Here is a 23851-nt window from a genome sequence, read left to right as displayed (position 1 = left end):
TTACTCTCCACCCAACTGATTACACACCCAACGGATTGGGCGCATCGGCACTCAATTTATATTTTTTCATTGCCTGTGTCGGCAGCTTGGTCGACACCTTACCGTCGGCGGCCAATGCCACCAGTGCAGCATAAGCAATATAGTATCTGTCGACTTCAAAATGACGGCGCAAGTTCCAACGCGTATCAGAACGACCAAAACCGTCTGTGCCCAGTACTTCATAACGCGTTGGCACAAAAGCGCGAATTTGTTCAGCATACAAACGCACATAATCGGTCGCTGCAACAACCGGCGAAGCATCACCGCCCAACAGTTTTTCCGCATGCGAAACGCGACACTTGTCAGTTGGGTGTAACAAATTCCAACGTGCACAATCGTTACCATCACGCGCCAACAAATTGAAACTGGTGGCGCTGTACGTTGTTGCCGCCACATTAAAATCTTGCGCCAACAAATCCGCCGCCGCCAAGGCTTCCTGCAAAATCGCGCCACTACCCAACAACCGTACCGTCGCTGCCGGTTTTTTAATTTCGCTTACGGCAATGCAGTGCAAGCCACGCAAAATATTTTCATTAGACTTTTCCGGTAGGGCGATGTGGTGATAATTTTCATTAAGTAGCGTGATGTAATAAAACACGTCCTCGCGCTCTTGTAGCATGCGCCGCATGCCGTCTTGCACAATCACCGCCAGCTCGCAGGCAAAGGCGGGGTCGTACGACATACAATTGGGAATTAACTGCGCTTGCACTTGGCTGTGCCCGTCTTCGTGCTGCAGCCCTTCACCATTGAGTGTGGTGCGCCCAGACGTAGCACCCAACAAAAAGCCCCGCGCCCGCATGTCGCCTGCTGCCCACGCCAAATCGCCAATTCGTTGAAAACCAAACATAGAATAAAAAATATAAAACGGTAGCATTGGCAATCCGTAACTACTGTATGAAGTCGCCGCCGCAATCCACGATGACATAGCGCCGGCTTCACAAATACCTTCTTGCAAAATCTGCCCTTTTTTGTCTTCACGGTAAAACATTAATTGGTCAGCATCTTCAGGACGATACAGCTGTCCGTGGCGAGAATAAATTCCCAACTGCCGAAACATGCCTTCCATACCAAATGTTCGCGATTCATCGGGGACGATAGGCACTACTTGCGCCCCCATATTTTTATCGCGCACCAACACCGACAAAATTCGTACAAAAGCCATCGTGGTAGAAATCTCACGCTCACCCGTATCGCTCAGTAAGGCGTTAAAAATCTCCAATGGCGGAACAACAAGCGCCGGAACTTGGCTTTTACGAGCCGGCACACCACCGCCCATAGCTTTTGTCCGCTCTTGCAAATATTGCATTTCTGGTGAACTTGCCGGTGGCTTATAAAACGGCACACTGTCAACATCTTCATCTTTAATCGGCAACCTGAAACGATCACGCGCCCGACGCAACGATTCATCGCTGATTTTCTTTTTTTGGTGGGCGGTGTTGCGCGCCTGACCAGAATCACCCATACCATATCCCTTAATGGTCTTGGCCAAAATAACGGTTGGTTGGCCGCGATGATTAAATGCCTCATGAAACGCTGCATAAACCTTGTGCGGATCGTGACCGCCCCGATTTAATCGCCAAATATCCTCATCGGTCATACTCGCCACCATGGCTTTGAGCTCCGGATATTTACCAAAAAAATGTTCGCGAATGTAGGCACCGCTGTTAGCACGATAGGTCTGATAATCGCCATCCAGTGCCTCTTCCATACGCCGCCGCAGCAACCCTTGATTGTCTTGATACAATAGCGTGTCCCAATACGAACCCCAAATGACTTTGATGACATTCCACCCTGCACCGCGAAAAACCGCTTCCAATTCTTGAATGATTTTGCCATTGCCGCGCACCGGACCATCTAACCGTTGCAGGTTGCAATTGACTACAAAAACCAAGTTGTCCAGCCCCTCACGCGCCGCCAACGAAATGGCACCCAGCGATTCTGGTTCGTCCATCTCGCCATCGCCCATAAATGCCCACACTTTTCGATCAGTTGTCGGAATAAGTTCGCGATTTTCCAAATACCGCATAAAGCGCGCTTGATAAATCGCCATAATCGGTCCCAGCCCCATAGAGACGGTCGGGAACTGCCAAAAATCAGGCATCAGCCACGGATGCGGGTAAGATGGCAAACCTTTGCCGCCAGTTTCGGCACGAAAGTTATCTAATTGTTCCTCACTGATGCGACCTTCCAAAAACGCTCGCGCATAAACTCCCGGCGCCGAATGTCCTTGAAAGTACACTAAATCGCCATATTCTTTAGCTTCATCGGGAGCGTCTGGCAGTGCCCCACGAAAGAAATGATTAAACCCCACATCATAAAATACAGCGGATGATGCAAAACTGGCAATGTGCCCGCCCAAATCGCCCGGTTTGCGATTAGCGCGTACCACCATAGCAAGCGCATTCCAGCGCACATAAGAACGAATGCGGGCTTCGTATTCGTGATTGCCCGGTGACGGCTGCTGACGCGAGGGCGGGATCGTATTAATATAGGCAGTATTCGCCGAATATGGTAAATAAGCACCGCCGCGGCGTGCTTGGTCAATCAATTTTTCCAACAAGAAATGCGCCCGTTCAGGACCGGCAGCAGAAATGACTGTTTCCAGCGCGTCCTGCCACTCTCGCGTTTCTTCGGGGTCAATGTCCGATGAGATGATGTTGTTATTCATAAATGTTTATCTCTTTTATATATTCTAACCCAGTCAGCATCAAGAGGCGGACGGCATCACTGCAAAATGAAATAGGGAACGGTCCAAAAGCGTAAAATACATTTGTAATAATATCCGAAAGGCGACACTAATGAGTACCGACAAACGAAAGCAACTACAAACAGCACTGGACAAAATTGAAAAAAATTATGGCCGCGGCTCCATCATGCGGCTAGGCGACGCCGAACACGCCATCAAAGACATTAAAGCAATTTCTACCGGTTCTTTGGGACTAGATATTGCACTCGGTATCGGAGGACTACCCAGCGGACGAGTGGTGGAAATTTACGGCCCCGAATCGTCAGGAAAAACTACCATCGCCCTACAAGTCATTGCCAGTGCTCAGCGCGCCGGCGGTTTAGCGGCATTCATAGACGCCGAACATGCCTTGGACACAGCCTATGCCAAAAAATTGGGCGTGAACACCGAAGAGTTGTTGCTGTCACAGCCTGACGACGGCGAACAGGCTCTAGAAATTACCGACACACTGGTACGCTCCGGTTCGCTGGATGTGCTGGTAATTGACTCGGTAGCAGCACTCACACCGCGCGCCGAGTTGGACGGCGAAATGGGTGCCTCACTACCCGGCTTGCAAGCACGGCTCATGAGCCAAGCACTGCGCAAATTGACTGGTAGCATCAGCACCGCGGGCACACTGGTTATTTTCATCAATCAATTGCGTATGAAAATCGGCGTAATGTTTGGCAATCCTGAAACCACGACCGGCGGCAATGCTTTAAAATTTTATTCTTCGGTACGACTAGACATCCGCCGCACCGCAGCAATTAAAAAAGGCGACGAAGTTATCGGCAACGATACCAAAGTTAAAGTGGTCAAAAATAAAGTAGCTCCGCCATTTAAGCTCGCATTGTTTGAGATTTTTTACGGCTACGGCGTGTCACAAGAAGGTGAGTTAGTAGACTTAGGAGTGGAGCGCGAGCTGGTGCAAAAATCAGGTGCGTGGTACTCTATGGGTGGCGTCCGCATCGGTCAAGGAAAAGAAAATGCTCGCCAATGGATGCTGGAGCATCCCGACGAAGCCGCTGAGTTACGCCGAAAAATCATGGAAGCTAGCGGCGTTTTTGCGGGAAGTAGTAAAATCACTGAACAGCCTACTAAAAATGATAAATAGTAACCCAACGCAAAAAGAAAAAATGTATTTGTACCCATAAAAACAGTTAAGTATCGGACAAATCACTTTGGGTTTCTCTATATTATATGAAAGCTACTAAGAAAGAAAACACATGGCTTATCTATACCTTTCCATCGCAATAATTGCCGAAGTCATTGGCACCAGCGCGCTCAAAGCGTCCGAAGAATTCACCAAACTGTGGCCAAGCCTACTTGTTATTATCAGCTATGGCGCGTCATTTTATTTTTTGGCTATCGTGCTCAGAACCATTCCCGTCGGCATTGCCTACGCCATCTGGGCAGGCCTGGGGGTCGTGCTTATTGCCATCGTAGGAATGATGGCCTTTAAACAAACACCTGATTTTCCCGCCATTATCGGCATGGCACTTATCGTCTTGGGCGTAGCAATAATCAATTTATTTTCTAAGTCCATTAGCCACTAAAAAAACTTGTCACGTGAGCGTAAAATTCTCACAAAACTATCATCCGAAAATTCCTATCTCCCATACAGCATTTTTTATTATCTGAAAGACGATAGCAACATTAAGTTTAAGCGCGTTGTCTTCAAAAACGCAGGTCTCAACAAGGAAAGTTTGATTCGCTGTGTCAATTGTTAATATAATTTGATAAGATATTGTCATACCCTAAAAATAGCCTATCAAAAAAAACACCATGCACCTAGCTACACTATTAAAAGTAAGCTGTGATTACAATTGCCACAATCAACGATGTCTCCATAAATACCCCAAAAGTATCTGGCGAATCGGCGATGTAAAAGACAATGTCAAATATGCTTTTTTTATGTGTCAAAGTGTTGTAAAAAAAATCCAAAAAATAATTACCGAGCACAAAGCAGGCACACTAAAACAAAAATATCACGACACTGGCAAGCGCGTTAGTTGGGGTGAACAAGCCCTCGTAAGATATAAGAATTTTGCCATTTGATAATATTCACTTTTGTTTATCCTCTCAATGCCAAACACTTCAACTCATGACATAAAAGCACTAGGCAGCCGCATTGAGCACCTTTGTGCTCGTTGTGATGCTCTAGCCCGTGAGGTGCGATTACTGCGTGATGAAAACCGAAAATTGCGCGATAACAATGCCCGAGCTCGTAAAAAAATAAACGACATTATGTTACGTCTACCAGAAAGCCTCTGATGAGCAAATTCACTATCCGTGTTCGCCGCCATGAATTTAACATTACCTGTGACAAGGAAGAAGAAGACATTATGCATGCTGCAGCACAACTGGTAGAAGACAAAATTGACAACATTCGTGCCAAATCACGAGTTTCTGACGGTGAACGCGCTGCTGTCATGGCGGCTCTGCTTATTGCTTTTGAGGCGCAAAAACCGTCAGCTAACAGTTATAATGATAGCAAGTTAATTGGTGAGATGACACAGCGCATAGAAGACGCGCTCAATCGCACCAACGGTCCCCTGCAGGGTCGCGCTATATAGTGGCATGAACCAATGATAAAAAACTGGGTTGCCATTCTCGTTGCGCTATTGAGCGCTTTCCAAGCTGAAAGTGCCTACGGTGTGCGGAGGCGACCATCGTTGAACCGAAGGTCAGCGACCACCGAGCCTTCTCTGCAGGACTTTTTTCCCGCCTGCTGCTCATGCACCGCTGGTTACTAAAGTCAGAACCGGGCGACTACGCCATTGATGACTTAGCGCGCGACAAACGCGATTGGTGGACTGGCATTCGCAATTATCAAGCACGCAATTTTATGATTCACGACATGCACGTGGGTGATGGCGCGTTGTTTTATCATTCCAATTGTGCCGCCCCCGGAGTATATGGTGTCGCCAAAGTCTGCGCTCAAGCAGCGACAGACGACACCCAATTTGCCCCCGACAGTAAATATTATGACTCCAAATCATCACCAGACAATCCGCGCTGGCGGTGTGTACAAATCGCTTTTGTGCGCAAACTCAAAAAACCATTTTTGCTCGCCGATATGCGCCACATTCCTGAACTTGAGAAAATGTTAATTTTGCGGCGTGGCAACCGCCTATCCATCACACCGGTAAGCGATGATGAGTGGCGCTTGATTACCGGCGACAAAAAATAAATCGTATTTAATGACCCTGCCGGATGTTGCTTTGTTTGCCGGCTTGGGGGCATTCGCAGGTTTTTTTGCCGGCTTGCTGGGCATCGGTGGCGGTGCCATTATCACACCACTACTAGTACTGACCTTTGCCAGTATCATGAATCCCGCCATCGCTACTCACGCCGCCATAGGCACCGCAATGGCAGTAATTGCACTAACCTCCATTCCTAGCCTGCTCACCCATGCCCGCCACGGGGCAGTAGAGTGGCGGCTAGGCGGAATGCTCGCTGGCGGGGCAGCAGTTGGTGCTTTTGTCGGCAGCAATTTGGCAAATTTATTTTCCGCAGCTTTGCTTAATTTATTGTTGTCTTTATTTTTATTTTACGTATCGTATGTTATGTTTTTTCCACATCGCCGTTCAAAACCCAAACCCGCTTTGCCACTGCTGGCGCTTACCGGCGTCGGCGGCGTCATTGGAGTACTATCATCATTGTTAGGTATTGGCGGTGGCGCTATGTCTACGCCGTTTTTGTCCAGACAAGGATTATCAATGCAAAAGTCCATCGGTACCTCATCATTTTTCAACAATCCAGTGTCTACCTTTGCCGCCGCCGGCTACATTATTAGCGGCTGGAACAATACCGCCATGCCCGATGGCTCAATCGGTTATGTATATTCTCCAGCACTTATCTACATCGCTATCTTCAGCATGATTTTTGCTATTATTGGCGCTAATCTCACAGCCAAATTACCAGAAAAATTATTACGTTATGTATTTGGCACATTAACCACCATATTAGCCGTGCGCCTGCTCACTTCTTCAGTATTAGCGCAATGGTAAACAAAAACGCACTAACCACCGCAACTGCGTTACTAGCGCGGCGCGAACACTCCCGTCGTGAACTCACACAAAAATTAATACGCCGTTTTACCACTGCCGACATTGAAACCGCCCTCAACCGACTACAAGAAAAAAACTTGTTAAATAATCAGCGTTTTGCTTGTGCTTATGTGCGAGAAGCAGGCAGAAAATTTGGCGACATCAAACTACGCCATTATTTGCGTGAACGTGGTGTGACTGACGACGATATTGACCACGCTCTAAAAACAGAAATCAGTATTGATGAATACGACCGTGCCGCCGGTGTTTTACAAAAAAAATATCGTGTCGCACTTTCAGATGCCAAAACACGCGCACAGGCTAGTCGCTTTTTATTATCTAGAGGTTTTTCTAGAGGAACCGTAACGGCGGTAATCTCCGATCACAAAAATGGCGAACCATTTAGCGATAAAGAATAACGCTAATCACTTACTTTGGAAAGTACTAACAGCGAATTAGTTTACCGCTTTCAACACTTCATCCGCTTGCACATCGGCGTGATACGACGAACGCACCAATGGCCCACAGGCAGCATGAGAAAAACCCAGCTTTTGTGCGTACTTTTGATAATGATCAAATGTAGCCGGCGTTACAAAACGGCTAACCGGTAAGTGCCCGCGTGTTGGCTGCAAATACTGCCCAATAGTTAGCATGTCAATATTGTGTTCCCGCATATCGCCCATGACGGTATAAATTTCGGAATCCTCCTCACCCAATCCTACCATTAACCCTGATTTGGTAGGCGTTTGCGGGTGACGACGCTTGAATTCCTGCAACAATTTGAGTGAATGGTCATAACTAGCACCGGGACGAGCGCTTTTATAAAGACGCGGCACGGTTTCCAGATTGTGATTAAACACATCCGGCGGCGCAACAGCCAAAGCATCCAATGCTTTTTCTCTGCGCCCGCGAAAGTCAGGAGTGAGAATTTCAATTTTTAACTCTGGCGCAGCCTTACGGGCGGCAGCGATACAGTGAGCAAAATGAGTGGCTCCTCCGTCTAGCAAATCATCGCGGTCAACACTAGTAATCACCACGTACGACAGACGCAGTTGAGCGATAACTCGCGCTAAGTTATTGGGTTCATTGTCATCGGGTGGTTGTGGAGAACCGTGACCAACATCACAAAACGGACAACGGCGGGTACACAAATCGCCCAAAATCATAAATGTCGCCGTTCCCTTGCCAAAACACTCACCAATGTTAGGGCACGATGCCTCTTCACACACAGAATGCAAACGATTTTGACGCAAAATTCTCTTAATTTCGGTAAATCGCGGGCTGTTCGGCGCTTTTACGCGAATCCAATCCGGTTTTTTTAACAATGTTTCTACGGGCACAATTTTGATAGGATTGCGTGCCGTTTTTGCTTCACCTCGCTGTTTAACGTGTTCCATGCGCGAATTTTATCATCACACTGAGGTGACATGTGGTCCATCCGCACCCAGCTGCCTACACAATTGCTGTACCAACTTCTCTCGCACTTGCGGCATCTTATCGGTAACATTCAAATCTATCAGCTGAGTGACCGGCAAATCAACAAAGCCGCAAGGATTAATATCGGCAAAAGGCGCCAAATCCATATTCACATTCAAACTCATACCATGATAGGTACAGCCATGTCGCAAGCGTAAGCCCAGCGCAGCAATTTTAGATCCACTCACATACACACCAGGAGCGGTAACATCACCACAGGCACTAATTCCATAATCACTTAACAAAACGATAACCGCTTTTTCTAAACGCCGCACCAACTCTCGCAAGCCCAACCGCCGCCGCCGTAAATTCAGTAATAGATAAACAACAATCTGTCCTGGTGCGTGATAGGTTACTTGCCCACCGCGATCGCACCGTACCAGTGGAATACCGTTATCACGCAACACGTGTTCAGCTCGCCCTGCTTGCCCAAGCGTGTAAGTAGGCGGATGCTCCAATAACCACAACTCGTCTTCCGTGTCATTGGTACGGACATCACAAAAATCTCGCATAGCGCACCAAGTGGCGCGGTATTCCACCAACCCCAGATTTTTAATGCGCACGATAACGCGCGCGCGCGCGCACCAAATCCGCCGGCGTATCTATACCAAAACTAGCAGAATCTCCATCTAACAACGCAATAGAAAAACCATGCCATAACACTCGCAATTGCTCAAGACACTCCGCCAATTCGGTGGGAGCAGGAGACAATGTCAACAATCGCCGCAAAAATGCCATCCGATAAGCGTACAGACCAACATGTGCTCGCGCCATTTTTGGAACTCCTCCCTCCCGTAAATGCGGGATGGGAGCACGACTGAAATAACGCGCCGTTCCATCGGCATCGCCAATAACTTTAACAACTGCAGGATCGTTAAATTCTTCTGTACCGCACAATGGGCGCGCAACGGTGGCACACACACAATCACTACGTCTCGCTAACAGCCCCGCCACATCGCGCACCAATGCCGGCTCCATAAACGGTTCATCACCCTGTAAATTAACAACAATATCGCTATCCAACAACCCACATTGATCTGCCGCTACTGCCACGCGAGCTGATCCCGAATCACACTCGCCAGTCAACACCGCTTCAAATCCCGCCCGACGCACTACATTTACCAGCACCTCATCATCTACCGCCGCCAACACGCGCAATGCGCCGGATGCAGCAGCACACTCCAACACACGCACCAACATAGGCTTGCCGCCGATATCTTCCAAAGGCTTGTCGGGTAAGCGTGTGGAACCGCGCCGCGCCGGCACAATAACTAAAAAAGACATTATTTCCGCGATGTATCTTTGTCCGGTGACACGGTCGCATCATCACTCAACGGCGCCGCCTCTTCTGCCAGCAGTACGGGAATACCATCTTCGGTTATGGGAAACACTAGCCGATCGGCATGGCAGATAAACCGCCTCTCTTCGGGACGGTAATCCAATTTGCCCTTGCACAGCGGGCACACGAGAATTTGTAAAAATTCAGAATCCATATATTTTATTAATTACCGAGTCTATCAACTCCGGCGGTAATACAGCACGAATACACAACACATATAGGCGCTTGTCCTCTTGCGGATATTTTATCGCATCTTTTTCAGTCATCACCACCGCGTCGGCGGCGAGCGTGAAAAAATCGACATCTGCTAAACGACCATGATCAGGCAGCGAACGTTCCAACTGAGTCTGTATCCCCATTTTTTGCAATTTATCAAAAAATCGCTGCGGTGACGCAATACCCGCGACAGCAACAACTCTTTGATCAGCAAAATCCGCAGCAGTTAATTTTTTATCCGGTAACGACGATGCGTAAATACCGTCAGTTTCAATAATTACTCGCGCCATTTTCGGATGATTGAAAGCGACTTCTTCTTCACCGCTAACTGCCACCCAATCGCAGCGGTGTAGCCGGCGGCAACTTTCACGTAAGGGGCCAGCCGGCAACAGCCAACCATTACCCAAGCCAAAAGCACCATTAACAGCACAAATTTCCATGTCACGCCGCAACGCATAATGCTGCAACCCATCATCGCAAAGAATAACATCGCATCCCGCCGCTGACAATTGCCGCACCGCATTAATACGCCGCCGCGCCACACAAACCATCGCTCCAGTACGGCGACGCACAAGTAACGGTTCGTCACCACAACGCCGCCAATCAGTGTCGTCTTCCACCATTAACACACCCTCATTGTTGCCGCCAACACCGCGCGCTGCCACCCCAGGAATCAGCCCCCGCGCTTGCAAAGCCTGCACCAAAGCGATAACAATAGGAGTTTTACCACCGCCACCGGCAACAATATTTCCCACCACAATAACCGGCACTCCTGCCCGTTCCGCCGAAAACACACCGCAACGATATAGTTCACGACGAACCAGTGACACCAATCCAAATATTTCCGCCAACGGCAGCAGAAGCCAATTTATCACCCCCCGACGACGCCAAAACTCTTGAGAAAATATCATCTAGAATAGTATAAAGCGACGGCAAGATTTTTTAAAAAACGCAACCGGTTTGTTTTTAACAGCGCGGGTAAATAATGATAATATTTTTCAATAATTAATCATCCGCTCCTAAATAACCATCGTCACCGACGCTACTCCACGTGCCGTACCAGAATATCGGTTTGAGTTTTGACATAAAAAGAGTTTTCACTTTTTCGCCAAACAAAAACGCGATATTCCTTTGCACATCCTCCCCCTCACCGTCATGGATTTATTGTGCTGCCTTACGAGCCGCTGCTAACCAAGCATCAAAGTCCGCGCGGTTATTTATAATCCACTCTTCTACATGACGGTCAATATCCGCGCTTGAATCTTCACCGTCACGAATTTTACTGTTTTGCAACGACACGTCATTGATATCAATAGTTGCTACTTCAAATAATTTTTCCACTGCAGGGTTGCTTTGCAAAAATGATTCGTTGGCAATCACGCGCAAACTATTAACTGCAAAGCCCAAATTTTTGTCTTGAAATACCGTATTATCTTTGCGATCGTCAGGCAATGAAGAATATGGAACTTCTAACCATTCCACATTGTCACCAGGAATCAATACCCCACTAACCCAATAAGGAGTCCAAGTATAGTAAACAATTGGTTCACCCTGATTGTGACGTGCAATAGTATCAGCAATAATCGCTGAATAAGCACCCTGATTGTGAACAACCGTGTCACGCAATCCGTATTCATCCAGATGATGCTCAATAACTCGCTCACAACCCCAACCCGGCACACAGCCAGTTAAATCGGCTTTGCCATCACCGTCGCCGTCAAACCGCTTGGCAATGCTAGGATTTTTTAAATCACCTAGATTAGTTATACCAGCCTCATAACTTTCCTTGTCCACCAGATAGCCCTGCAATGCACCCGCAACCAGCGAGCCAACACGCCGCAATGTTTTGCCGCCACCAGACTCATCATAAAATGCTTGATGCAAAGGATCCCAATGCACTGCACTAAAATCGTTATCACCAGCACCGATAACCAAATGCATGGTTTGATACTCTACTTCTTGCGGTTCAGCAATTTCGTATCCCAACGCTTCCAACGCACGATACAAAATCCGATGCTGGAATTTTTCTTCAATGTTGGTACCCTCCACCGGTCGTACGGTTATTCCGGAACCAGGCTCATCCGCCACCACCGCCGGTGAAAGCATGAGAGCCAGCGACGCTAATGCACCAACGGCCGTTTTATAAATCTTTGAGTCATTTTTTGTCATGTTTTTTTCCTGTTTAATTGTAAAAAAAGTAACATCGTGCGTACCAGTCCGACTGGACCTTGCTCATACCAATGACGGTTTCCGCGGGCACGTTTAGAAGATCCAAGCCCTTGTGTAATTCGATCTAACACAACTGCCAGTAACACAATGCCAACGCCGCCAACAATGGCCTTGCCCGCATCCAACCGCCCGATAGCACGCAATACTTCGTTACCGTACCCTTTGACCGCAATCATGGAGGCAATAACCACCATAGATAAAGAAAGCATGAGCGTTTGGTTAAGCCCCGCCATGATTGTCGGCGCTGCCATCGGTATTTCCACTTTAAAAAGCACCTGCCGCGGCGTAGAGCCAAATGCGTGCATAGCTTCAACAATATGTGGGTTAACCTGACGGATGCCTAACGATGTTAGTCGAACTAGTGGTGGCATAGCAAACACTACAGTAACAATAACTCCGGGCACATTGCCAATGCCAAGCAACAGCACCACCGGAATAAGATAAACAAAAGCCGGTATTGTTTGCATAGTATCCAGTATTGGTCGCAACACAACATTTACCCCATCGCTTTTACCTGCTAACACGCCGAGAGGAAATCCAACAAGCACGCACAAAATCACTGACGAAATAACAACCGCCAACGTTGTCATCGCCAATCCCCACGACTGAGCCCCAATAACGCCCATCATCGTCAGTGCAGCAACAACAAGCAGACCAACCCTCCAGTTCGCCGACTGCCATGCAACAGCGCCTATAACCAACATAATAACTAACTGGGGAGATGACTGCAATATTGCTTCAATATTGTTAATCATCCAATCCAGTGGTTCACGCAGTGGGCGGAAAAATGAACGATTAGCAAACGCCCATTCTTTGACTCCATCAGCCCAGTCTTCCAACGGAAAATGAATAAAATCAAATGGGTTCAAAAAATCAAATTTTGCGTTTTCAGCCGCCATTGTGCACGTCCTCATCCATCGCACTATCAAAACGCCCTTGAACGCCGCGCAATAGGTTTTTTTGAGTGACTACCCCCAGCGTTTGCTCGCCGGATTTGATGACGATAGGGAACGCCGTGTTAACGGAAATATCAACCAATTCATCCAAACAAGCATCTAGTGGAGCGACCGGCCAATCGCTATAATTCTCAGTAACAGAATCTATCGGGTCCATGATGCGTCCGGCAGTGATGAGATGAAGTTTGGACACATTAGCGACAAAATCGGAAACATAGTCATCGGCAGGTGCAGCAACAATTGCTTCCGGAGTACCTACTTGCACTAATGCACCATCTTTCATAATTGCGATACGATTGCCAATGCGAATAGCTTCATCCAAATCGTGGGTAATAAAAATAGTGGTTTTACGCATTTTTTTTGCCAATTCTAAAAATTGGTCTTGTAATTGCCGGCGAATCAGCGGATCCAAAGCCGAAAATGGCTCATCCATCAAAAGAATATTCGGGTCGGCAGCAAGTGCACGCGCCAACCCTACTCGTTGCTGCATTCCGCCAGACAATTCATCGGGATAGCGCTCCTCCCAGCCGGATAAATTTACCGTCTCCAATGCTCGGTCGGCAACTTCCCGACGCATATGCTTATCTACATTTCGAATTTCCAACGGCAATGCAACATTTTCACGCGCATTACGGTGCGGCAACAGCGCCATGTGTTGAAAAACCATCCCTATTTTTCGAGCACGCAATTCACGCAACGCTTCGGCGGATAATTTCCTGATGTTTTCGCCCTCAATAAAGACATCTCCGGCGGTGGGTTCAATCAGACGGTTAATATGGCGAATGAGAGTTGACTTACCCGAACCGGATAACCCCATGACACAGAAAATTTCTCCCTCATATACATCAAACGACACATCGGCAACACCGACAACACAACCAAAACGTTCAAATATTTCCTGTTTTTCCATGCCTTGCTCACGCACAGCAGATAAAGCGGCGGCCGCTTTATCACCGAAAATTTTCCACAACCGCTGGCAACTAACAACAGGCTCACTCATCTCTTTGTTCAATATACCACTTATAACGAAAAAACCGTTTAAAAATATGAAAATCAATCATTTTTATTTTGTGACGTGCCGCACTATTGCGCCACATAGCCGCCGTCTACCGACAGCAACGCGCCAGTAATATGCGGTTCGGATGCCAAAAATACAATTGCGCGTGCTACTTCATCAGCGGTAGCGACAACCCCTTTGGGGATGAGCGCCGCATTGCGGGCGCACACCGCATCGACGTCGGTACCTGTCGGATATTCAGAATATAACATTGGCGAATCAATCGCCCCTGGACACACCGCGTTAACGGTAATGTCGTCAATCGCGCATTCTAGCGCCATTGCGCGTGTAAGCTGAGCCACAGCACCTTTACTTGTGCAATACGCCGCCAACCCAGACGCCCCCACCAACGACAATGTGGAACCGACGTTAACAATAGCACCACCTTGCTGTTGCCGCATTATCCCTACGGCATTGCGACTGAGATAAAAAACGCCGTCCACATTAACGCGCATGACCCGCGCCCAATCTTCATCTGAAGTTTGCTCCGCCGGACCGCGATGCATGACGCCCGCATTATTGACCAGCACATCCAAGCGACCAAAACGGCTTTGCGTTTCTTCAATTACGCGGCGACAAAAATCAGAATCTCCAACGTCACCGCTTAGCACCATCACGTCAATTTCGGCACCCAGCGAGTCACTCACTCGACATATTTTTTTTTCATCGCGCCCAACTAGTAACAAGCTAGCTCCCGCCACCGCCAACTGTCGGCTAACCGCTTCACCCACACCGCCGCCGGCACCAGTAACAACAGCGACAGCACCGCCCCAGTCGCGCGCTAGCCCAGATAACATTTTCATAACGCCGGCAACGGCAGCCGCGCCGTTCGCCCACCATCGCAGACAACAACTTGCCCGCTAACAAAAGTTGAGGCATCGCTCGCCAACCACAACGCCATTTCGGCAATGTCATCAGGAGTTCCCAACCGTCCAACTGGATGCAACCCACTAATGGCAGCACGCGCCCGCTCTGGGTCTGGATATTGGGAGATTAAATTATCATTGAACGGCGTATCTATCCAGCCCGGCGCAATTGCATTACAGCGAATTCCGTCAGCACCGGCTTCCAACGCAATATTGCGGGTGAGTGCATGCACCGCTCCTTTGGATGCTGCGTAAGCAGCATGGGAAGCATTGGCACCTAACCCTTCAATGGAACCAATATTAACAATAGCGCCTCCGCCACACTTGCGCATAGCGGTAATGGCATGTTTGGCACAAAGAAACACGCCACGAACATTAACCGCCATTACCCTATCCCACTCATCAACGGTAGTGTCCGTTATGGTTTTCTCAACAGCAATACCCGCATTATTAATAAAAATGTCCAATCCACCGGCTTCAACCGCCGTAGCAACGAGTGCGCGAACGCTCTCTTCATCCGCCACATCAGTTTGCTTAAATAAAAAATCTTCCGTTACCGTCGGTGGCTTGATATCTCCGACAACAACACGAGCTCCTGCTCCAATCAAACGCCGCGCAATTGCCAACCCGATGCCTTGCGCCGCTCCAGTAACAACCGCAGTAGTTCCATTTGGCAATTTCATCATTGCGCTGCTCGCACCCGAGCACACTGCTCGCCAAAATTGTTAATCCGCAAGCAAAGCATATCGCCATCACGTAAAAATTGTGGCGGCGACATGCCCAGTCCGACACCCGGCGGCGTCCCAGTAATCATCACATCACCCGGTTGCCACGACATGTACTCAGACACGCGCGAAATTAATTCTGCCACAGTAAAAATCATATCAGCAGAATGGCCTCTTTGCTGCAGTTCACCATTGAGAAACAATTCTAAATGTAAATTTTGCGGATCAGGCACTTCATCACGAGTAACCAGTATAGGACCTAACGGCAAAAAAGTGTCGGCACTTTTACCTTTTGTCCACTGCGTACCGCGGTTCAGTTGATAGTCTCGCTCCGTCACATCATTGGCAACACAATAACCCGCCACATGTGACAGTGCGTCTTCCGGCGCAATATAAGCGCCTCCTTTGCCGATAATAACCGCCAACTCAACTTCCCAGTCAGTATTTACGCTCCCGCGTGGCAAAATAATATCATCGGTAGGACCGTTAATCGCCGTCGGTGCCATCAGGAAAATAATCGGATCAATCGGCACGTCCAGTCCGGCCTCGGCAGCGTGAGCGCGATAGTTGAGTCCAATACCCACTACTTTGCCGACATCACACACTGGTGCACCCAAGCGAGGAGAAGAGTCGACTATCGGTAATTCCTCCATAGCCGCTCGTACCCGAGCAAGCGAATCATCATCCAACGCATTTCCACTCCACTTATCAATAATGCTGGAAGCATCACGCAATACGCCAGTAGCATCTATAACACCGGGCTTTTCCCGCTGGATCTCCCCAAAACGAACAAGCTTCATAAAGTCCCTTTCACTGAAATACCGTATCAATTCTGTTTTCCCCTAACCGACGAGAAAACATCGCCAAAGTTTGTGTCATCCCATCCACAAAATCAATCCGTTCATAATCACCAATATAGGCACGTAGCGGTCTGTCACTCATATCTGCAGGAAACGGCAATGGCTCACCTTCACAACGAATATCCGCCTCCGGATAATGAGAAATAAGCATCTTAACCACGTCGGCAACGGTTTGGGGAGTACCGTTCAGATCAAATACTGCTGCACCACTTCGCTCTTTGGTCGCCGCTTGAATAAATGCTGATGCCGCTTCTGCCGCATAAACAAATCCCACCGTGCCAGTAAAAGGAATCACAAAAGGTTTGCCTGCCACTGCCGCCAACATCGCTTGTGTAGGCTTAGCGCTCATTCCTTGATCACGTGCTGGACCGTACACAACGCTGGGGCGAATGCCTACACTAGAGACACCATTTTCAGACCAGTATACCCTCGCTGTCTGTTCATTACACACCTTGTAAGCGCCATACAATGTTTCCAACCATGACGTTTGTGTTCCCATTGCCGTGGCAGCGACTGAGCTGGCATAAACAACGCGCTTAATGTTGTGTTGCTTTGCCGCTTCAAAAATGTTCACGGTTCCAACCACGTTTACTTGCGCGCCCAACACTGGGTCCGCTTTACAAAAGGGTACTTGCAGCGCCGCTAAATGAATAATCGCCTCTGGCTCAAAACGCGCCACCGCCCGTAGCACATCATCGGCATTAGCAATATTTCCAACTTCCCAAGCGACAGTGCGGGCTTCGGCAGCATCATCACACAGCAACTCCAGCCGCCGCCGATCAGAGGAAATGTCAAACGCCGCAACTTGCTCGCCAGCATCTAGCAACTGTTTGATAATCCAAGCACCAATACAACCGCCTGCTCCGGTTATCAAATACGATGACACCAAATATCCTACTAATGCGGCGATTCGGAACGCAGTTGTGCCGCATAGCAACTAATGTCGGCAATTGCCGCTTCTGTTTCTGCAGCAATGATTTTCGGCGATGCATCCAGCGGTAAAGAATCAATCAGGCGCTGTAACCTGCCACAGGTCTGCCAAGCTTCATGCCGAGCCAATTCGGCAAGCATTCCCGGATCCGCCCATTTACTCATTACCGCTACATTAGTGCCATCATCTTTATCGGCTTCCAAAACCACAAAAGAGGGCAACAGCGTTGTGCGCTCAGCATACGCCAGCAACCGACAAGCGCGATGAAATACCATATTGCCTTGTTGAATAAAGCCATATCCTGCTGCCGGAAAATTCATGCTGCTCACCCGTTCAACGGGCAACCCAGATTGTGTACCGGTTTCGCCACTAACTCCAAGTAATGCCTCTCCCTCCGCTTTAGTCCCATGAAAATATTGAAATTCCCCGCCCTCAAAGGTGGTCGGATCATTGAGCAAAATGACGGAATCAAAAGACACTGAATCCACATGCCATGTATCAATAGCGCGGGTAATATCTTCTGGCGCATAATTAATGCCGCATGCCACTGCCGGTACCGAATGACGCCCCAATCGCACACCAGCAAGTTCGGACAAAAAATCCAACCACTCTGGACAATCGCAAAAGTCACGCACAAATTGCGAACGATAGCCGGCACCGCGGATGTATGAGCCTAGACGGTTGGCACCGGTAGCCGCCGCCTGATTGCGATTGCTTTTCATGCGCATAGCAAGCTCCTGCATTACCGCCACTCCTTCATCGGAAAAAATGCGAAAAGCCGATGTCAATGCCAACGACGAGGGACAAGCGTGAACTTCCTCTTCTTTATATCCCAAATCGTCCAGTGAAAAAACGGATTCCGGCTTGGTTAACGCCAAATGCCGTGTTGCATCAAAGGCAGGCTCATCTTTCAAACAAATGTATTCATCCGGTTTTCCTTGAGGAAAATTCGGCGTGGTTCGCAAACTAGTACTCATGGTCTCTCTCCTAATAAATCAACCGGTATTTATTACTTATGCGAAATATACTCCATTTACATTACCCTCACAAAATTCTTATCGCACAATATAAAGCGCCTTTATTCACACAGTTAAACGGCAGCGACATAGATATTATTCTGACAACATCCGCTTAACTTTGAAACTATAAAAATTATTTAAATACTCTTTTCTCATGCTAAGCATACTCGTGAAATGGTAATTAATTTAATATTATTTAGCACCATATCACACACGCTTGAACGAACTAAAGTTTTAATTTCCACACTCATTGCGCTGATTGTCAAAGTTACAAAACTCCGTGCTTTGTTAAATTGGTGTTGACACTAAAAAGCTTAGCGTTAATTGTTTTCCAATGCCACCAAGTCACTTTTATATATCAGTAGGGTTGAGTCAACGCTCATCTCGCGGTAATAATTTTCCTAAAATATGATCCGCCGCTTTTTCTCCCACCATAATGGAAGGCGCATTGAGATTACCATAGGGAATACGCGGAAAAATTGACGAGTCTACAACTCGCAAATTATTCATCCCCAAAACACGGCATTCCGAATCTACTACCGCCTGCGGATCATCTGGCGCTCCCATTTTGCACGTGCCACAAGGATGATAAGCTGATTCTGCTGATTGGCGCACAAAATCATCCAGTTCCGCATCACTTTCACCGACGGGAGCTAAGCGTTCGCCACAAAACTCGGCCAGTGCTGGCTGGGCAAAAATATCACGCGCCAAGCGAATACAATGGCGAAAATGCCGCCAATCTTCATCGCAAGACATGTAGTTAAAACAAATGCGCGGCGGTGACTCGGGATCGGCATCACGTAATTTTACCCAGCCACGTGAGGCAGAGCGCATGTGACCAACATGTGCCTGAAAGCCATCCGCCGTTGCAGCAGCCTTGCCATCATAACGAATGGCAGCAGGCAAAAAATGAAATTGAATATCGGCGTATGCCGCATTTGGAGAACGCAAAAAAGCACCCGCCTCAAAATGATTCGTCGCGCCATCGCCGTCTTTACGCAACAGCCAGCGAGCACCTATCAATCCTTTAGACAGCAAATCTAATTTTCGATTGAGCGTAACTGGCTTCGTACACGCCTGTTGTACATAAGCTTCCAAATGGTCTTGCAAATTGTACCCGACTCCGGCACGGGCAACCACCACACCGATGCCCAATTTAGTTAATTTTTTAGGCTCGCCAATACCGGACAACATTAATAGTTTAGGTGAATTAATGGCAGACGACGCCAATATTACTTCACGCCGTGCGTGAATCACGTTAATGGCATTTCCTTGGCGAACTTCCACGCCAACGGCATGAGTTTTATTAACTATCACACGTCGCGCCAGTGCTCGTACCAACCGCACATTGGGCAGACGCAAAGCCGGCCGCAAATAAGCGCGCGCCGCCGACCAACGTTGTCCGCGCCAGATGGTTTGTTCAAACTGACAAATACCTTCCTGACATTCACCGTTGTAGTCAGCAGTAAAACCCAGCCCCAACTCTCGCCCTGCAGCAATAAAAGCTTCCGGTAGCGGGTTACGTTGTGCTGCACGAGTGACATGCAAAGGACCATCGGTACCGCGCCAATTCAGCTGTCCATCATGAGCATTCTCCATGCGCATAAAATAGGGCAACACATCGGCAAACGCCCAACCTGCAGCGCCCGCAGTAGCCCAGCCGTTAAAATCTTGAGCATGGCCGCGCACATAAACCATGCCGTTAATGGCAGATGAGCCACCCCAAACTTTCCCCCGCGGACAAGCCATGCTCCGATTATTCATGTGAGCCTCGGGTTCGGTAGCATATCCCCAGTCATAGCGCGGCATGTTCATCGGATAAGGCAATGCTGCCGGCATGTTAATTAATATTCCGCGATCCGGCGCGCCATGTTCTATCACCAACACATCACAACCTGCTTTACCAAGTCGCCACGCCAGCGCACACCCAGCCGAACCAGCACCAACGATAACATAATCCGCGCTGATTGATGAGGATGCCATCACCGTTTGATTATAAAGGATTACGTTAATTTATGGCTATTTGTTTTGTGTTCAACATAACAAAAATACCAAATAAACCTTAAATATTAACCACATATTTTATTGCTAATAAAATATGTCTCTATTGTTTTTATCAAGCACATCAACATCTAAAAAATAGCGTTTCGTAAGAATAAAAAATATTTTTATGATAATAAACTATTTAAAAGTAGCTCCTGTTTTTAAATATTAATCTGCTTAGCGTCTCACGACAACAACCGCCGCCTCGTGAGTACGGTAGCCACCCACAAACCCACAAGTGCATATGCCAATAATACAAAAATCGGCAACAAAAAAGATTCAGGGAATTCTCCAACCAGAAGAGGCCGTGCCAAGTCCACCATATATCGCAATGGCAACACAGCAGAAACCACCTGCAAAGGAGCAGGCATCGCTTCCACTGGAAAAAAAGCGCCGGATAAAATCATCATCGGCGCAATAAATAGCGAAAAGTAAAAAGAGAAAAATTCGTAGCCCGGTGCAATGGAGTTAAATGCCAACGCCATGCCCGAAAACGCTAAGCACGCCACGACCATACACGGAATCACAAGCAATGCTGTCGGATACACTGCCAATTGAAAAATTGAAATTACTAGCAACACAGCAGTACCGGCAAATAGTCCTTTAAGCGCAGCCCACAACCATTCACCAAAAATGACGTCATCCAGCGTCATCGGAGTATTGAGAATAGATTCCCACGTACGCTGAACGTGCATGCGGGTAAACGCCGAATACAACCCCTCAAAACTAGCGCTGTTGAGTACCGTATAGCCTGCCATGCCAGCGGCGATAAACTGCAAATACGATTCTCCGTTAACGTCGCCGATAAGAGAACCCACAAACCCACAAGTGCATATGCCAATAATACAAAAATCGGCAACAAAAAAGATTCAGGGAATTCTCCAACCAGAAGAGGCCGTGCCAAGTCCACCATATATCGCAATGGCAACACAGCAGAAACCACCTGCAAAGGAGCAGGCATCGCTTCCACTGGAAAAAAAGCGCCGGATAAAATCATCATCGGCGCAATAAATAGCGAAAAGTAAAAAGAGAAAAATTCGTAGCCCGGTGCAATGGAGTTAAATGCCAACGCCATGCCCGAAAACGCTAAGCACGCCACGACCATACACGGAATCACAAGCAATGCTGTCGGATACACTGCCAATTGAAAAATTGAAATTACTAGCAACACAGCAGTACCGGCAAATAGTCCTTTAAGCGCAGCCCACAACCATTCACCAAAAATGACGTCATCCAGCGTCATCGGAGTATTGAGAATAGATTCCCACGTACGCTGAACGTGCATGCGGGTAAACGCCGAATACAACCCCTCAAAACTAGCGCTGTTGAGTACCGTATAGCCTGCCATGCCAGCGGCGATAAACTGCAAATACGATTCTCCGTTAACGTCGCCGATAAGAGAACCCACGCCCAAACCAAAACCCAAAAAATAAATCACCGGATCAGCCAAATGAGTAGCAATGGAAGATCCCATCAACTTGCGCCATACTCGTGCGTTACGCGCCACCAATCGCCACATACGGCGGCTGGGCATCGGCGGCAACCAGCGATTCATTCGCGCAAGGCGCGCCCAGTCAAGCGCAAAAACACGTCTTCCATGTTGGCCTGGCGATGAGAAAAACGCAGAGAAACCGCTCGCAAAGAGTCAATTAACGGCGCCGCTTCGTCTACATAACAATACGACAAATAACCAAAATCTTCCCTACGTCCAGTGATGTCGGCGTGTTCATCCAGCCAGTCGTGAGCGGTATCACCATACACTTCAACCACTTCTGACTCTACATTCTCTCGTATTAAAGTGTCAGGCGTGCCGGCAGCAATAATTTTACCTTCGTCCATGACAATCAAACGGTCACACAAACGTTCGGCCTCCTCCATAAAGTGAGTGGTAAGCAACAACGTTTTACCTGCAGCTCGCAGTTGACGTAATCGCTCCCAAATCAAGTGCCGCGCCTGCGGATCCAAACCGGTAGTTGGCTCATCTAAAAAAATAACGTCAGGGTTATTCACCAAAGCTCGCGCCAAAGTCAGCCGCCGCTGCATACCACCCGACAACTGCGTAATAGGCGCCGTTTCGCGAGACGACAAGCCGGCAAAATTCATTAATTCGTCAATTACTCGATCATTGCGCGGCAAACCGAAATATGACATATATACCGCCAAATTTTCAGCGCAGCTAAAATCTGGATCTAACGTATCTTTTTGCGGCACCACACCAATTCGCCGCCGTGCTGCCAACGCTTGTACTGGAATGTCATAATCTAACAATTGTACGGTGCCAGCATCTTGCTCGCACACTCCCAAACAAATGCGCAACAACGTAGACTTACCGGCACCGTTGGGTCCTAAAATACCCAAGCACTCGCCGGCGGCAGCTGTAAAAGACACACCGTCCACTGCGATACGATTACCAAAATATTTACAAACCTGATCCACCCTCATCGCAGGCTTTGCAACCACCGAAGCGGTCATGCGATAGCAGCTTGCAAAGTGTTAGATACCAACATAGCTATAGTCATCGGTCCGACACCACCGGGAACAGGCGTAATAGCACCCGCCACCGTACGCACCGACTCAAAATCCACATCACCAACTAATCCGCCATCTTCACGGTTAATACCAACATCAATTACCGTCGCACCGGACTTAATCATCTCTGCCGTAATTAACCGCGGACGACCAACAGCAGCGATAACAATGTCTGCCTGCTGCACCGTCGCCGCCAATGATGGTGTTTTGGAATTACATACGGTGACAGTGGCGCCCGCATTAATAAGCATCAATGCCATTGGTTTGCCGACAATATTACTACGCCCTATCACCACCGCTCGACTACCTGACAGCGAAACACCAGCGCGCTCCAATAACACCATACATCCGGCGGGAGTACACGGACGTAATCCGGGTAATCCTGCTACCAGCCGCCCTATATTTTCAGGATGAAAACCGTCCACATCTTTGTGAGCGGCAATGGCGGTAAGTACCTTGTCTTCATTAATATGCGCGGGTAGGGGAAGTTGCACCAAAATACCGTGAATAGCGGGGTCAGCATTGAGTTGCGCAACTTTGCCCAATAATTCCACTTCGCTAACGTCGACAGACAAGGCGTATTTTTCTGAATGCAACCCAGCTTTTTCGCAAGCACGAACTTTGTTGCGAACATAAACTTGCGACGCCGGATTATCCCCAACAATGATAACGGCTAGTCCGGGGACAACGTCCCCCTGCGAAATTTTTGTGGCGCACGATGCCAACACTTCATCAGCAACAGCCCGTCCATTAATAATTGTAGACTCCATAATATTTTCTTTTCATTTG

At 48.2% G+C, this 23851-nt stretch carries 26 protein-coding genes and 1 pseudogene; 8 read left to right on the top strand and 19 right to left on the bottom strand.

What is annotated here, in order from left to right:
- Window positions 1-19: 19 nt before the first annotated feature.
- Entirely contained in the window at window positions 20-2707 is a 2688-nt protein-coding gene (gene aceE / locus NQX30_01550) for a pyruvate dehydrogenase (acetyl-transferring), homodimeric type (protein MDM5147070.1), read from the bottom strand.
- 130 nt (window positions 2708-2837) lie between these two features.
- On the opposite strand from aceE, the gene recA reads away from it, so the two are divergent.
- From recA to NQX30_01510, 8 genes are all read left to right on the top strand, one after another.
- Window positions 2838-3878, top strand: coding sequence for a recombinase RecA (recA, locus tag NQX30_01545; GenBank protein MDM5147069.1), 1041 nt, complete (start codon window positions 2838-2840; stop codon window positions 3876-3878).
- Between the two features lie 112 nt (window positions 3879-3990).
- Entirely contained in the window at window positions 3991-4320 is a 330-nt protein-coding gene (locus tag NQX30_01540; GenBank protein ID MDM5147068.1) for an SMR family transporter, read from the top strand.
- A 529-nt stretch (window positions 4321-4849) separates the two neighbouring features.
- Entirely contained in the window at window positions 4850-5038 is a 189-nt protein-coding gene (locus tag NQX30_01535; protein ID MDM5147067.1) for a hypothetical protein, read from the top strand.
- Window positions 5038-5340: a cell division protein ZapA gene (locus NQX30_01530; protein MDM5147066.1), complete on the top strand. Its 303-nt coding sequence runs from the start codon at window positions 5038-5040 to the stop codon at window positions 5338-5340. Before NQX30_01535 ends, NQX30_01530 begins: the two co-directional genes overlap by 1 nt.
- Before the next feature lie 12 nt (window positions 5341-5352).
- On the top strand, window positions 5353-5520 hold the full coding sequence (locus NQX30_01525) for a hypothetical protein (GenBank protein ID MDM5147065.1): 168 nt from the start codon (window positions 5353-5355) through the stop codon (window positions 5518-5520).
- Complete coding sequence (locus NQX30_01520) at window positions 5502-5957, top strand: EVE domain-containing protein (GenBank protein MDM5147064.1); 456 nt, start codon at window positions 5502-5504, stop codon at window positions 5955-5957. Before NQX30_01525 ends, NQX30_01520 begins: the two co-directional genes overlap by 19 nt.
- A 10-nt stretch (window positions 5958-5967) precedes the next feature.
- Window positions 5968-6777 carry a sulfite exporter TauE/SafE family protein gene (locus NQX30_01515; protein MDM5147063.1) on the top strand — a complete coding sequence of 270 codons (810 nt, stop codon included), beginning with the start codon at window positions 5968-5970 and terminating at the stop codon, window positions 6775-6777.
- Complete coding sequence (locus NQX30_01510; protein MDM5147062.1) at window positions 6771-7235, top strand: recombination regulator RecX; 465 nt, start codon at window positions 6771-6773, stop codon at window positions 7233-7235. The genes NQX30_01515 and NQX30_01510 overlap by 7 nt, the downstream gene beginning before the upstream one ends.
- A 36-nt stretch (window positions 7236-7271) precedes the next feature.
- On the opposite strand, the gene lipA is transcribed toward NQX30_01510, so the two are convergent.
- The 18 genes and pseudogenes from lipA to folD all read right to left on the bottom strand — a co-directional run bounded on the left by lipA (window position 7272) and on the right by folD (window position 23832).
- Entirely contained in the window at window positions 7272-8213 is a 942-nt protein-coding gene (lipA, locus tag NQX30_01505; protein MDM5147061.1) for a lipoyl synthase, read from the bottom strand.
- Window positions 8214-8228: 15 nt separating this feature from the next.
- Window positions 8229-8804, bottom strand: a complete 576-nt coding sequence (lipB, locus tag NQX30_01500; protein ID MDM5147060.1) for a lipoyl(octanoyl) transferase LipB — start codon at window positions 8802-8804, stop codon at window positions 8229-8231.
- A 40-nt stretch (window positions 8805-8844) separates the two neighbouring features.
- Window positions 8845-9588 (bottom strand): 3-deoxy-manno-octulosonate cytidylyltransferase, encoded by a 744-nt coding sequence (kdsB, locus tag NQX30_01495; GenBank protein ID MDM5147059.1) that lies wholly within the window; start codon window positions 9586-9588, stop codon window positions 8845-8847.
- Window positions 9576-9785 carry a Trm112 family protein gene (locus NQX30_01490; protein ID MDM5147058.1) on the bottom strand — a complete coding sequence of 70 codons (210 nt, stop codon included), beginning with the start codon at window positions 9783-9785 and terminating at the stop codon, window positions 9576-9578. Before NQX30_01490 ends, kdsB begins: the two co-directional genes overlap by 13 nt.
- Window positions 9775-10722: a tetraacyldisaccharide 4'-kinase gene (gene lpxK / locus NQX30_01485; protein ID MDM5147057.1), complete on the bottom strand. Its 948-nt coding sequence runs from the start codon at window positions 10720-10722 to the stop codon at window positions 9775-9777. The genes NQX30_01490 and lpxK overlap by 11 nt, the downstream gene beginning before the upstream one ends.
- 286 nt (window positions 10723-11008) lie before the next feature.
- The gene (gene proX / locus NQX30_01480) at window positions 11009-12016 is read right to left on the bottom strand and encodes a glycine betaine/L-proline ABC transporter substrate-binding protein ProX (GenBank protein ID MDM5147056.1); all 1008 of its coding nucleotides are present in this window, start codon (window positions 12014-12016) and stop codon (window positions 11009-11011) included.
- Window positions 12013-12975 (bottom strand): ABC transporter permease subunit, encoded by a 963-nt coding sequence (locus tag NQX30_01475; protein MDM5147055.1) that lies wholly within the window; start codon window positions 12973-12975, stop codon window positions 12013-12015. The genes proX and NQX30_01475 overlap by 4 nt, the downstream gene beginning before the upstream one ends.
- The gene (locus NQX30_01470) at window positions 12965-14032 is read right to left on the bottom strand and encodes a glycine betaine/L-proline ABC transporter ATP-binding protein (GenBank protein MDM5147054.1); all 1068 of its coding nucleotides are present in this window, start codon (window positions 14030-14032) and stop codon (window positions 12965-12967) included. Before NQX30_01470 ends, NQX30_01475 begins: the two co-directional genes overlap by 11 nt.
- An 83-nt stretch (window positions 14033-14115) precedes the next feature.
- The gene (locus tag NQX30_01465; protein MDM5147053.1) at window positions 14116-14892 is read right to left on the bottom strand and encodes an SDR family oxidoreductase; all 777 of its coding nucleotides are present in this window, start codon (window positions 14890-14892) and stop codon (window positions 14116-14118) included.
- Window positions 14889-15641, bottom strand: a complete 753-nt coding sequence (locus NQX30_01460) for a glucose 1-dehydrogenase (GenBank protein MDM5147052.1) — start codon at window positions 15639-15641, stop codon at window positions 14889-14891. Before NQX30_01460 ends, NQX30_01465 begins: the two co-directional genes overlap by 4 nt.
- On the bottom strand, window positions 15638-16480 hold the full coding sequence (locus NQX30_01455; protein ID MDM5147051.1) for a fumarylacetoacetate hydrolase family protein: 843 nt from the start codon (window positions 16478-16480) through the stop codon (window positions 15638-15640). Before NQX30_01455 ends, NQX30_01460 begins: the two co-directional genes overlap by 4 nt.
- Before the next feature lie 10 nt (window positions 16481-16490).
- The gene (locus tag NQX30_01450) at window positions 16491-17426 is read right to left on the bottom strand and encodes an NAD(P)-dependent oxidoreductase (protein ID MDM5147050.1); all 936 of its coding nucleotides are present in this window, start codon (window positions 17424-17426) and stop codon (window positions 16491-16493) included.
- An 11-nt stretch (window positions 17427-17437) separates the two neighbouring features.
- Window positions 17438-18448: a hypothetical protein gene (locus NQX30_01445; GenBank protein MDM5147049.1), complete on the bottom strand. Its 1011-nt coding sequence runs from the start codon at window positions 18446-18448 to the stop codon at window positions 17438-17440.
- Window positions 18449-18862: 414 nt separating this feature from the next.
- Window positions 18863-20458, bottom strand: a complete 1596-nt coding sequence (locus tag NQX30_01440) for a choline dehydrogenase (protein MDM5147048.1) — start codon at window positions 20456-20458, stop codon at window positions 18863-18865.
- 260 nt (window positions 20459-20718) lie between these two features.
- Window positions 20719-21351 carry an ABC transporter permease gene (locus NQX30_01435; GenBank protein ID MDM5147047.1) on the bottom strand — a complete coding sequence of 211 codons (633 nt, stop codon included), beginning with the start codon at window positions 21349-21351 and terminating at the stop codon, window positions 20719-20721.
- Between the two features lie 86 nt (window positions 21352-21437).
- Window positions 21438-22052: pseudogene (locus NQX30_01430) on the bottom strand (ABC transporter permease).
- 32 nt (window positions 22053-22084) lie between these two features.
- Entirely contained in the window at window positions 22085-23005 is a 921-nt protein-coding gene (locus tag NQX30_01425) for an ATP-binding cassette domain-containing protein (GenBank protein ID MDM5147046.1), read from the bottom strand.
- Window positions 23002-23832 (bottom strand): bifunctional methylenetetrahydrofolate dehydrogenase/methenyltetrahydrofolate cyclohydrolase FolD, encoded by an 831-nt coding sequence (folD, locus tag NQX30_01420; protein ID MDM5147045.1) that lies wholly within the window; start codon window positions 23830-23832, stop codon window positions 23002-23004. Before folD ends, NQX30_01425 begins: the two co-directional genes overlap by 4 nt.
- Window positions 23833-23851 lie beyond the last annotated feature (19 nt).

It is taken from the genome of Candidatus Persebacteraceae bacterium Df01, assembly GCA_030386295.1.
GTDB lineage: Bacteria > Pseudomonadota > Gammaproteobacteria > Tethybacterales > Persebacteraceae > Doriopsillibacter > Doriopsillibacter californiensis.
Note: the sequence above shows the minus strand (reverse complement) of the source record. Positions and strands in the feature narration are given on the sequence as shown.